This window comes from Brasilonema octagenarum UFV-OR1, assembly GCF_963888615.1.
Lineage (GTDB): Bacteria > Cyanobacteriota > Cyanobacteriia > Cyanobacteriales > Nostocaceae > Brasilonema > Brasilonema sennae.
This window is the reverse complement of sequence record NZ_CAWPKW010000108.1, coordinates 1-11,312: the sequence shown is the minus strand read 5'-3', so window position 1 is coordinate 11,312 and position 11,312 is coordinate 1. Positions and strand designations below refer to the sequence as shown.

Sequence of the window (11,312 nt, the reverse complement as noted above, 5' to 3'; positions counted from 1 at the left end):
AGACCCTCCCGCAGCACTGGTCTCACCTCCTGCAGCGCTGTCTCACCAGATACCTAGGTCGGGAGACCCTCCTGCAGTACTGGCTCCTCCTGGCAACTTTCCGCAAAATTCAAAGTTCAAAATTTAAATCATCAATTCTTTGGATTTTTGAAGAATTTGAAAATTAACACATTTATGCTCTCAACAATACACTACATCCAAAGGAGGTTGTATGGAGACGCTAGAGTATTTTCTGCCCCAGGTATGGTTTGTGGTTTTAGCCTTATTCTTGTTGCTGTATGTGACGCTAGATGGATTTGACTTAGGGGTAGGTATCTTATCTCTAACTTCAAAAGATCAAGAACGTCGTGGCATTTTAATGACAAGTTTGAGCAACATTTGGGATGCGAATGAAACTTGGCTGGTTCTTATGGGAGGAGGTCTTTTTGGAGCATTCCCGCTTGCTTATGGCACAATTCTCAATGCGCTTTACATCCCAATTTTTGTTATGATATTTGGGTTTATCTTTCGGGCTGTAGCGTTTGAGTTTCGGGAGCTATCAAACCGAAAACTCTTTTGGGATTTTGCCTTTGGTGCAGGGAGTTTTGTTGCAGCACTTGGTCAAGGTTTCTCCCTTGGTGCTGTGCTAAAAGGGATTGCTGTTGATGAGGCTGGTCACTTTATTGGGACATCTTGGGATTGGCTGAGTTGGCAGTCTGTACTGGTAGCTCTGACTTTAATTCAAGCATATGTCCTTATTGGCTCAACTTATCTGGTTTGGAAAACGACAGAGGAGTTGCAAACAAATCACTACAGAACTGCTAAAATTGCAGCTTGGACTACATTAATTGGTGCCATTTTCATCACAATTTCAACACCAATATTTTATGAAAGTGTAAGGATGCGGTTGTTTCAGCAGCCACTCGTTTACATCTTTGCCGTTATTCCAATATTAGGAGTTCTGCTCATTTGGCAACTTCTCCAAAGCTTAAACCGTAAAGAAGAAAGAGCACCTTTTCTCTGGACAATTCTTCTTTTCGTTCTCACATTTCTGGGACTGGGGTTGATTGTTTTCCCCTATATCATTCCAGTGAAGATTACCATCTATGAAGCATCTGCTGACCCCAGTTCGCTTGTTATTATGATTATCTTCATTGGCTTCCTCATCCCCATCATGCTGTTCTATAACCTTTACCAGTACATTGTTTTCCGGGGCAAAGTGACTGGCGGTCATTACGAGGGTTAAAGTATTGGAGACTGACTTGTGAGAGTCTGCTCCAGATAAACACGGATAATTCAACGGACACTTGCTGGATTGTCAGGCGTTACCTGCTTACAGCAGTGTCCTCATCTGTGGTTCTAAATATCTATGAACCAGACTTTTGCAAGAAGTTTAATCTCAAAGCTATTATGAAAATGATTATCATAATAGTTAAGCTTGCATGGAAACTCCTCCACCATCCCTTCCCAGTAAAATTGATCTAGCAATTATTGGTGCTGGACCTCACGCTCTTACTTTAATCACCCATCTGCTGCAAAAACGGCAGACTATGCGGGGTAGATTTATGGTACTTGACCCCAGTGGCAGCTGGATAAGGCGATGGCAACATCAATTTGCAGCTTTTGAAATTCCTCACTTGCGTTCCCCTGCAGTTCATCATCCTGATCCTAATCCGTTTGCTTTGCGGAAATTTGCGGAATCGCGTTCTCATGAGTTGTTTGCTCCCTACGATTTGCCAGGAACTAAATTATTTGAAGATTTTTGCTTTGATGTCATTCGCCGCTTCCAATTAGAAAATCAAGTTTATACCAGTGCAGTAACTCGTATTGAACCTTTGCCTCACCCGATTCATCCACAATTTCGCTTATGGTTGCAAGACGGACATACCTTGACTGCGCGGCGGGTGGTGCTGGCAACTGGTAACGGAAAACTTCAAATACCAGATTGGCTAAAAGAGATTCCGTCAGGATATCCCCAGGATAAACTTTTTCATTCACAAACAGTGGATTTAGGTAAATTGCGATTGACAGGTGAAAGAGTATTGATTGTAGGTGGTGGGTTGACAAGTGGACATTTAGCAGTCGGTGCGATTTCTCGTGGTGCAAAAGTTCATCTGATGATACGACGACACTTGCAAGAAAAACTTTTTGACGCTGAACCGGGTTGGTTGGGACCAAAGTATCTCAAAGGGTTTTTTGAAGAGTTGGATTTTGAAAAGCGCTTTTCTATGATTCAGCAAGCGCGTAATGGTGGTTCTATGACGCCTGCGATGGTGTTTCAACTACGCCGAGAAATGCGTAGCGGGAACTTGAGAATTGATGAAAATTGCCAAGTGCTGAAAGCTGAGTGGTTGGGTAAGACTTGGATAGTGAAGTGTGGTGATGGTAGCGAATATGAGTGCGATAGCATTTGGTTATCAACAGGAACCCGCTTCGATGTAACTGCTGAACCACTACTGACTGAAATCTTACAAACTTACCCAATTCCGATAGTTAATGGCTTGCCCGTTTTGGATACTCATCTGCGTTGGCAAGGTTGCGAATTATTTCTGATGGGTGGGTTAGCTGCTTTGCAAGTAGGACCAACAGCGCGCAATCTATCAGGTGCGAGAATGACGAGTGAGAAGATTGTGCCAGCGATTATCAAACCACGTATTGCGCTTTCTTATGCCAGAAGTGCTTGATACTTTAGTGTATAGTCTAAAAAAAAGTGGCTTTTTGAACTTGGTCAGTACAATTGTGTTATGGTTTGGCATCAGCGTTACCATGACGGTCCGCTACACATTTGGCTACGCTCACTAATAGTGTCCCAAACCCAGTGACTAAATTAATTGACATCTTACAACCAAGGCGTGAGATCCTAAGAAACAGTCAACAGAGTCAACCAAGTGTGAGCGAAATGGAACAACATCAAAAGCCAACGGTTGTGATCACAGGTGCATCATCAGGAGTCGGTTTGCAAGCGGCGAGATCGCTTTCCCAAAAGGGATGGTATGTGATTATGGCTTGTCGAAATATCCCGAAGACAGAAAACGCGGCTCAAAGCTTAGGAATGTCGCCTGACACCTATACAATCATACATCTGGATCTAGCTAGCTTAGACAGTGTTCGCCAGTTTGTGAACAGCTTTAGGGAAAGTGGTAGATCCTTGGATGCTTTGGTGTGCAATGCTGCAGTTTATCTGCCTTTATTAAAAGAACCTTTGTACAGCCCAGACGGATATGAATTGAGCGTTGCTACGAATCACCTCGGACATTTCCTTTTGTGTAACCTTATGCTAGAGGATCTGAAAAACTCAGGTGCGAAAGAGCCTCGACTCGTCATTTTGGGCACTGTGACAGCTAATCCTAAGGAGTTGGGAGGTAAGATTCCGATTCCAGCGCCTCCAGACTTGGGCGATCTCCAAGGCTTTGAAGCAGGTTTCAAAGCGCCTATCTCAATGATTAACAACAAGAAGTTTAAATCCGGTAAGGCATACAAGGATAGCAAACTCTGCAATGTGTTGACCATGCGCGAGCTGCATCGGCGCTATCATGAGTCAACGGATATCATATTCAGTTCTCTGTATCCCGGATGTGTAGCAACAACAGGCTTGTTCCGCAACCACTTTCCCCTGTTCCAGAAACTATTCCCACTTTTCCAGAAGAACATCACAGGGGGGTTTGTGTCTGAGGAATTGGCGGGCGATCGCGTCGCCCAAGTCGTAGCTGATCCTGAATACAACAAATCTGGTTCATATTGGAGTTGGGGGAATCGACAAAAGCCCAATCGCAAGTCTTTTGAGCAAGAGATGTCTAATGAGGCGCTAGACGATAAAAAAGCTCAAAAACTTTGGGATTTAAGCGCCAAGTTGGTTGGATTGGCGTAAGGAAGATAGTGCTTTTTTGTTTGTGGCGATACGCCGCCAGAAGTCTGCCCTTGGGGCGATCGCCTTCACCCTTGGAAAATTAATCAGCGGATGGGCAGATAAATCTGTACTTGATTCAAATGAGAAGCGCTATATACATGCTGCTTGGGTAATTGCGTAATAAGTGATTCATGAAATCAAAGATACTCGTAACACACATGTTATAAAAATTATTACAATGAGCATACAAGTATAAAGAGCAACGTTATGCCAGAAATTACCTCTGTGCCACCTACAAAAATTGGGAGCATCCCAATTTTGCAAAAAACGGTAGTGGGAGCAAGATGCTCCCTAGTTTCTAACTGAAGCGGGCAAGATGCCCCGCAGTCGCCACAACGGGAGCCAGCGCGAATGACGGCTTTCCCGACAGAGGCGTCTGGCGTTGGGGAACCCCCGCAAGGCGCTGCTCTCCGCAAGGCGCTGCTCTCCGCACTACAAAATCAAATAATTTTACACATTTGGGATGCTCCCGAAAAATTCAAATTCAACTGCCATGTTTTTTTTCCTAAAACAGCTTTAGGTAAGTTAACTTATCCTACTACAGAGTATAAACTTTTATCTGAGCGTGTTTTCGAGATTCTGGTTTCGCCTTCACCATAATCTGCACATCACAACCTAAAGCATTCAAAAATCGGAAAAGTCGTTCTGTTGAAAAACCTGATAGTTTTCCCCTCATTAGGGCAGAAATCTTAGGTTGATCCACTCCTAAAAGTTCCGCAGCTTCAATTTGAGTCATATTCTGTTTGGTGATGATTTCGCTAATTTGACGTGCAAGTTCTGCTTTAACAAGTAGCTCATCAGGATTAGCTAGACCTAAATCTGCAAAAACATTACCACTACTTGCTTTGACGTTGATTTCCTCAGTCATTTTTCTCTTCCTTTTGCTTGGCGCTATAGTTCTGGGCGTGATGCTGTTTTGCTCGTTTGAATCTTGCTTCGATTAGTTCGATGTCTTGCTTTGGCGTAGCAATACCATGCTTTGATTTTTTCTCAAACGCGTGTAAAACATAAACCACGCCTTCCAATTTCACTGTGTAAACGGCTCTGTAAGTATCGCCATCAAAGTCTTCTACAACTTCCAATACTCCAGCACCTTTAAATCCTTTAAGCGGTTTTGCAGAATTATGCTTCTCGCCACACTGAGCTAAATAAAGAGCGTAACCCATCACCTGCTGAACTTCTTCTGGGAACTCTTTCAAATCATCAAGCGAGCTTCCAACCCACTCAACTGCTTTTAGTGAAAAACTCATATTGACAGTATGCTAGTTTTGGCATATTTTGTCAATGATAGCGTTCACGACTTTGCTGCGGCGGGGCGTGCGAGTCCAGCATATGCGGCGAGGGAGGCGATAAGCCGGAGGCTTGACGCTAGCCCCGAAGGGGGCGCTTCGCAAACGCGTATCGCAAACACTGCCATCACACTGGACATGGCGATCAGCAATGCTAGCGCTCCCTGCTGGAGCATCGCTGTTCGTCCGTCATAGAGGAAGGCGATAAGCGCACTGGCTAAGGCACCGCTCAGCATTTGCATAAATCCCACCGTAGCGGATGCAACTCCAGCAATTTCTGGCATCGGCTGGATGGCACCGTGCATCGCCTTTGATCCGATCAGTCCGCGACTGAAGGTGTTAAGTATCAAAAGTGGCATTAGCGTTATTAATTGCGCCGGAGGAGTCCTAAATGAATATACCAATCATAATACACTCCTTATCAATTCTGAATTCTGACTCAATCAGTGCTGATTTTTTACGTAATTTATAGTGTTATACTGCTCTATAAGCCCATATTTCAAACTTAGCTTTTGATGAAATAATTCTTTCCAAAGAACCATAATGCCTGATACAAAACTCTTGAAAGTCTTTCATTTTTTTATCAAAGATTTCATCTGATACCTGCCAACAGAAACCATATGCACGGGATTGGAAAAAACTTAGTAACTCCTCAACCGTATTGCTAACGATCCATTCCTTAGCTACCAAGTAATTTGATACGTAACCTTTTTGATGTAAATATCCTTCCACATTTATATCTTGTATTGGCGCATCAACACGCTTTGATTCTGGCTTTGAACCTTCATATTTGGACAGTATCTCTCTGAAATAGCCTTCAAATTCTCTTCTGGCTGGTGGGGTAATCCATTGACAATTGAGATAAAAACCTCCAGGCTTCAGTACTCGATCAATGTCATCTAAAAATGCTGTCCACTCAGAGACAGTATGAACCATGTGAACAGTTAATACAACATCAAAACTGTTATCTGGAAAAGGTAACTGTGAAGCATCAGCGTGGATCAGCTTCAAATTGGGAGGAGTTCCATTTAATTTCTGACGCAACTGATTAAGCATTTCTTCAGAGACATCAATTCCCGTTACAGCATAGCCACGTCTGACCAGAGGAAGAACATTCAATCCTGTGCCAATGCCTGGTTCTAGAAAAGATGTCTCTAGTGTCGCACCAACAAGTTCAACAATAAAGTCAGCGACTGCCTCTGCTACTGTTTGTGTTAACCAGCGCGTTTGGTCATAGATCGGTGCAATATTGTCGTAGTAGTTGGACTTATTCATAATTAAATTTCTTTTGGAGGATGCCAACCCGCTAATACCCATTGTTGTCTAACTGTAACTGATACAATGTTGTTTAGTTGTAGGGCGATAACTGTAACTCGACCACAAGCAGTACGTCCAATAATTTGAGTCCCATCTTCACCCCATTCAAAATGTCTTGACCACTCTTGTTTCCTGGGATTAAATAACTTTACTCTTCTACCAGTTACTGGATCTATTGCATCAGTTTGAATTCCTTTATAACCGTTACACAGGCGACAAGCTAACCATAAATTATCTTCATCCTCTGTACCTCCTTTAGCTTTGGGAATAATGTGTTCAATTTCTAAAAGTCCAAGAACATACTTTTGTAAACTACGACAGTAACCACATTGATTACCTGCTTGAGTGCGAATTTTTTCTCTCAGTGTTTCTGACATCCAGCTTGAACTCACGCATCTAAAGGTTCTCGTAAACCTCGCTGGACTGCTTCACGTAAAGCTTGAGCTTTAAGTAATAGTTTTTCTTGATAAACTTGCATTAAAGTCCAAAGTTCAGAATGCTCAGTATCGGCAAGTGTCCCAGCTTGTTGATTGTATAGCAATTCGCTTAACCTTTGGTCTTGTTCTGGCTCCATCTGTAATTCGGTGAGGGCGATAACTTCTTCATCAGATAAAGAAACAATAGAGGGAGTTTCTTTGCTGTCAATCGATGTAGACTGGGGACTGACTGGAGACAGAGAAAGTGCTATTGCTTGCGTCAAAATATCACCCACAGCACGGTTAGTGAGTTGGGCAAAATGTTCGGCTTTTTTGTAGACTTCATCTGGTAAGTTCAAGATAATTTGAGTCGTCATAGAATTTCACACTCTTGTGCTATTTCTGGTGGTACTTTCTTCCACATTATCTTCCACATTATCTTCCACATTACTAGTACAGCGCGACAGAAATAAAGCTACGATTCCAAATTCTCGCACAGTTAAATACCACGTACAGCCAGTAAGGTTCCCGTAAGTTCCATCCTCACCCACTCGTTCCATGCTGCTTAAACCAATCCTGAAGTCGTTGCCAGCCTTCTTTCGCTTCTTTCTCCCGGTAGGAGGGGCGATAATCGGCAAAAAAGGCATGGGGTGCATCTGGGTAGACAATGATTTCCGATTTGCTACTGCTGGACTTCAGGCGAACGCGCATCTGTTCGACAGTATCAAGAGGAATCCCTGTATCCTTGCCACCATACAGTCCGAGAACAGGAACTTTCAGCCCAGAGGCAATATCGATGGGGTGCTTGGGTGTTAGTTCAGTGACATCGCCTACCAGTCGCCCGTACCAAGCGACACCTGCCTTAACTTGAGGATTGTGTGCCGCATACAACCAGGTAATACGACCACCCCAGCAGAAGCCTGTAATCCCCAACTTATTGCTATTGCCCTTTGATGATTTCACAGTCCAGTCTACTGTGGCATCGAGATCGGATAACACTTGAGCATCTGGCACTTTAGCTACTATTGGTCGAATTTCTTCGATGCTGCTTAACTTCGAGACATCACCTTGACGCACAAATAATTCGGGTGCGATCGCCACATACCCTAACTTAGCAAAACGACGGCATACATCCTGAATGTGTTCGTGTACACCAAAGATTTCCTGAATAACTAGGACAATCGGGAAATTTCCACCTTTTGCAGGCATCGCCCTGTAAGCCGGAATTTCGCCATCTTGAACAGGTATTTTCACCGCACCCGTGACTAATCCTTTGCTATCGGTGGTGATGACTTTGGCAGAAACCGGTTGTACTGCTAAGGCAAAACCTGTTGCTATAGTAGCTGTTGCAATAAATTTACGGCGCGTTATCTGTTTCATTATTCTCTTGAGTTATGCGACCAGCAGAGCAATAAGCCTTTATGGTATCGCTTTTGCTGGAAATGGTGTCTCATCAAGTAGCTATCGGGTTCATAGAATAGTTAGGTAATCTAACTATTAAATTCATATCATGAATAATCGTAAATTGAGTTGCCAACAATCTTCAGAACCCCGATTTCTCGCGAGAAGTCGGGGTTCTTGTTGAAGCAGATAGCTTGCTTGTTAAGGTTTGCTGTGATATTGTTCTAAATTAGAAAATACAATTAATCTATCGATTTAGTGAAGTTTGTAATAGTACTCAATCACTGAAATTGGTTTGTGAGTTAGAAGCTGAATACTAAGTAAAGCTTTCTATGCAGATCCAAACTGTTGTATTTTAAGTCCGGACAAATTTACTGAGCGAAATTATTACTATTCTTTCTCAAGAAAGTAGATCAAGTCATAACTTTCAAACTCATTCAGGAGACTTTCAACATGAGTAATATACGTGCCGTCGTTGTCGATCCCAATGTATCAGGACGTTTGGCACTGCGTGAGGTTGATGCACCGACACCTGCTGCTAATGAGGCGGTGATTAGGGTAGCAGCAATTTCTCTCAACCGAGGTGAAATCAGACGTTCCACTACTGCTGAAGCGCTTTGGCGTCCTGGTTGGGACTTAGCGGGAACAGTTGAAACTCCTGCCGCTGATGGTTCCGGACCAGCTCAAGGAACGCGGGTAGTTGGTTTTCTTCGTTCTGGTGCTTGGGGAGAATTGGTGTCTGTACCCACCCACTCTCTAGCAGAATTACCACCTTCAGTATCCTTTGCCCAAGCTGCTACATTACCTGTGGCAGGTTTAACGGCTTACCATGCTTTACTCAAAGGTGGTTCGCTTCTTGGTCGTCCAGTTTTAATTACAGGTGCATCCGGTGGCGTTGGTAACTTTGCCATCCAGTTAGCACGGTTGAGTGGGGCGCAGGTTGTCGCACACATTCGCCGTCCAGAATACGAAGCTTTTGTCAAAGACGCTGGGGCGCGTTCTGTTGTCATTGGTGAAGACGTTTCAGCAGCCAGTGAGTACGGTCCATATCATTTGATTTTAGAGTCAGTAGGCGGGAATGTCCTGGGAACAGCCCTCGGTTTGTTGGCACCAGATGGGGCGATTATTCTGTTTGGCACCTCAGGGGGAAATGAAGTAACATTCAACGCTCAACGCTTCTATGGTACAGGTGGTGCGAGTTTATACGGTTTTATATTGTTTCATGAACTACAACGAGAATCGGCAGCAGTTGGGTTGAAACGGCTGGCAAATTTAGTACAATCAGGACAATTGCGTCCTCACATCGATTTAGAAGCTGATTGGACACAAATAGCTGAGGTGGCACAAAAACTACTCGATAGGGGCTTTCCTGGTAAGGCAGTACTGCACGTCACGAATTGAAAAATCCTGGAGTATAATTTAGAGCCGAATCTAGCTATATTTAGCAACGGGGGAGATACGAACGATCCATTTCATCAGAAGGAAGGTTGGAACCAATGTCTCAAAATGCTGAAGATACTCAGTTGGCTGGACAGTCAATCCCTTATGCTGAATTAAATCCACAACAACAAAAACAACGACTTCAAGAACTAGCACTTGTTTTTTTGAAATTGGGCGCGATCGCCTTTGGAGGTCCCGCAGCCCACATCGCAATGATGGATTCAGAAGTGGTGACTCGTCGCCAATGGTTGAGCCGCGAGAAGCTTTTAGATTTGCTAGGTATAACCAACCTGATACCTGGTCCCAATTCTACTGAGTTGGCAATTCATATTGGCTATGAGAGAGCTGGATGGCTTGGACTGCTCGTTGCTGGTTCATGCTTCATTTTACCTGCCATGATTATTGTTTGGACTCTGGCAGCCATTTATGCTCGCTACCAAACCATTCCTCAAGTTGAATGGTTACTTTATGGTATTAAACCCGTAATTATTGCGATCGTCGTACAAGCAGTGTGGCTGTTGGGTAAAAAAGCTATTAAGGATATTCCAACAACTATTGCTGCAATAGCCGTAATTATCGCCTTTTTCCTCAAGGTGGATGAACTGCTGTTGCTACTGCTGGCTGGGCTAGGGGTAATGTTTTTCAAAAATCTGTGGCAGAGTAAAAATAGAACATCAGCAGCTTGGTTACTACCTATTTCTCTAGTTATGGGACAGACCGGAGGTGCAACTGTCGCTACTTCTGTGAGTTGGCTTCAGGTGTTTTTGTTCTTTTTAAAAATCGGCTCTGTGTTGTACGGTAGTGGCTATGTACTGTTAGCGTTCTTACAAAGGGAACTCGTAGAACAGAACCATTGGCTCACTTCTCAACAGCTTTTAGACGCGATCGCTATTGGTCAGTTTACACCAGGTCCAGTATTTACCACAGCTACTTTTATAGGTTACCTATTGGCAGGTCATGCAGGAGCGATCGCCGGAACAATTGGTATCTTTCTGCCTGCCTTTGTTTTGGTATGGATCGTTAACCCTTGGGTTCCTAAGCTACGTCAATCTTCTTGGGTGAGTAGTTTTTTAGATGGGGTAAATGCAGCTTCTTTGGGACTGATGGCAGTAGTTACCTATACCTTGGGACGCGCTGCAATTGTAGATTGGTTGACTGTGGTGTTGACACTCCTGAGTTTAATTGCTGTTTTTCGCTTCAAAATCAACTCAGCTTGGTTAGTCCTTGGGGGTGGATTCGTGGGATTTGTGGCACGATTTTTGAACGGTGCGATCTGATTACCCCCAAAAATATCATAGACAAACGGTGCAAGCCGTTTCTATGATACGTAATGTTATTGATCAACTGAAGCTAAGCGCTACTGGTAACCTGGTAAAAAACCTTATTGAATATTCTGGCTTAATTTTTGATAATGAAAGGCAATATTTTTTGTAATATTTATGACTAAATATCATATCGTACTGCATCGACCTATTGACCTTGATAAAATTGCTACCGAAGCCGAGAATAATAAATGTCCTAGGCATGTAATGTGGATCTTAAAGCAAAGACTCAATGCCAGCA

Annotated in this window: 14 protein-coding genes; 7 read left to right on the top strand and 7 right to left on the bottom strand. The window is 43.5% G+C overall.

Features of this window, described 5'->3' with window-relative positions; translation table 11 throughout:
- The first annotated feature begins 211 nt into the window (after positions 1-211).
- The 4 genes from cydB to AC5590_RS08260 all read left to right on the top strand — a co-directional run bounded on the left by cydB (position 212) and on the right by AC5590_RS08260 (position 4,007).
- The gene (gene cydB, locus AC5590_RS08275; RefSeq protein WP_169268497.1) at positions 212-1,225 is read left to right on the top strand and encodes a cytochrome d ubiquinol oxidase subunit II; all 1,014 of its coding nucleotides are present in this window, start codon (positions 212-214) and stop codon (positions 1,223-1,225) included.
- A 196-nt stretch (positions 1,226-1,421) separates the two neighbouring features.
- Positions 1,422-2,663 carry an FAD/NAD(P)-binding protein gene (locus AC5590_RS08270; protein WP_169268496.1) on the top strand — a complete coding sequence of 414 codons (1,242 nt, stop codon included), beginning with the start codon at positions 1,422-1,424 and terminating at the stop codon, positions 2,661-2,663.
- Between the two features lie 215 nt (positions 2,664-2,878).
- Positions 2,879-3,847, top strand: coding sequence for a protochlorophyllide reductase (locus AC5590_RS08265; protein ID WP_169268498.1), 969 nt, complete (start codon positions 2,879-2,881; stop codon positions 3,845-3,847).
- Positions 3,834-4,007, top strand: a complete 174-nt coding sequence (locus tag AC5590_RS08260) for a hypothetical protein (RefSeq protein WP_169268495.1) — start codon at positions 3,834-3,836, stop codon at positions 4,005-4,007. Before AC5590_RS08265 ends, AC5590_RS08260 begins: the two co-directional genes overlap by 14 nt.
- 417 nt (positions 4,008-4,424) lie before the next feature.
- On the opposite strand, the gene AC5590_RS08255 is transcribed toward AC5590_RS08260, so the two are convergent.
- Together AC5590_RS08255 and AC5590_RS08250 are read right to left on the bottom strand one after the other, a co-directional pair.
- Positions 4,425-4,754, bottom strand: coding sequence for a helix-turn-helix domain-containing protein (locus AC5590_RS08255; protein ID WP_169268494.1), 330 nt, complete (start codon positions 4,752-4,754; stop codon positions 4,425-4,427).
- A complete protein-coding gene (locus AC5590_RS08250) occupies positions 4,747-5,136 on the bottom strand; it encodes a type II toxin-antitoxin system RelE/ParE family toxin (protein ID WP_169268493.1) in 390 nt (129 codons plus the stop codon). The genes AC5590_RS08255 and AC5590_RS08250 overlap by 8 nt, the downstream gene beginning before the upstream one ends.
- A 9-nt stretch (positions 5,137-5,145) precedes the next feature.
- Here AC5590_RS08250 and AC5590_RS08245 point away from each other — a divergent pair, with 9 nt between their 5' ends.
- On the top strand, positions 5,146-5,370 hold the full coding sequence (locus AC5590_RS08245; protein WP_169268492.1) for a hypothetical protein: 225 nt from the start codon (positions 5,146-5,148) through the stop codon (positions 5,368-5,370).
- Between the two features lie 279 nt (positions 5,371-5,649).
- On the opposite strand, the gene AC5590_RS08240 is transcribed toward AC5590_RS08245, so the two are convergent.
- Genes AC5590_RS08240 through AC5590_RS08220 form a run of 5 tightly spaced genes read right to left on the bottom strand, consistent with a single transcriptional unit; the run spans position 5,650 to position 8,288 of the window.
- The gene (locus AC5590_RS08240; RefSeq protein WP_169268491.1) at positions 5,650-6,450 is read right to left on the bottom strand and encodes a class I SAM-dependent methyltransferase; all 801 of its coding nucleotides are present in this window, start codon (positions 6,448-6,450) and stop codon (positions 5,650-5,652) included.
- 2 nt (positions 6,451-6,452) lie between these two features.
- Positions 6,453-6,869 carry an HNH endonuclease gene (locus AC5590_RS08235; protein ID WP_169268490.1) on the bottom strand — a complete coding sequence of 139 codons (417 nt, stop codon included), beginning with the start codon at positions 6,867-6,869 and terminating at the stop codon, positions 6,453-6,455.
- A gap of 11 nt (positions 6,870-6,880) precedes the next feature.
- Positions 6,881-7,285, bottom strand: coding sequence for a hypothetical protein (locus tag AC5590_RS08230; protein ID WP_169268489.1), 405 nt, complete (start codon positions 7,283-7,285; stop codon positions 6,881-6,883).
- Between the two features lie 6 nt (positions 7,286-7,291).
- Complete coding sequence (locus AC5590_RS08225; RefSeq protein WP_169268488.1) at positions 7,292-7,468, bottom strand: hypothetical protein; 177 nt, start codon at positions 7,466-7,468, stop codon at positions 7,292-7,294.
- On the bottom strand, positions 7,452-8,288 hold the full coding sequence (locus AC5590_RS08220) for a dienelactone hydrolase family protein (RefSeq protein ID WP_169268487.1): 837 nt from the start codon (positions 8,286-8,288) through the stop codon (positions 7,452-7,454). Before AC5590_RS08220 ends, AC5590_RS08225 begins: the two co-directional genes overlap by 17 nt.
- Before the next feature lie 474 nt (positions 8,289-8,762).
- On the opposite strand from AC5590_RS08220, the gene AC5590_RS08215 reads away from it, so the two are divergent.
- Positions 8,763-9,710 carry a zinc-binding dehydrogenase gene (locus tag AC5590_RS08215; RefSeq protein ID WP_169268486.1) on the top strand — a complete coding sequence of 316 codons (948 nt, stop codon included), beginning with the start codon at positions 8,763-8,765 and terminating at the stop codon, positions 9,708-9,710.
- A gap of 95 nt (positions 9,711-9,805) precedes the next feature.
- Entirely contained in the window at positions 9,806-11,026 is a 1,221-nt protein-coding gene (chrA, locus tag AC5590_RS08210; RefSeq protein WP_169268485.1) for a chromate efflux transporter, read from the top strand.
- The last annotated feature ends 286 nt before the right edge of the window (positions 11,027-11,312 follow it).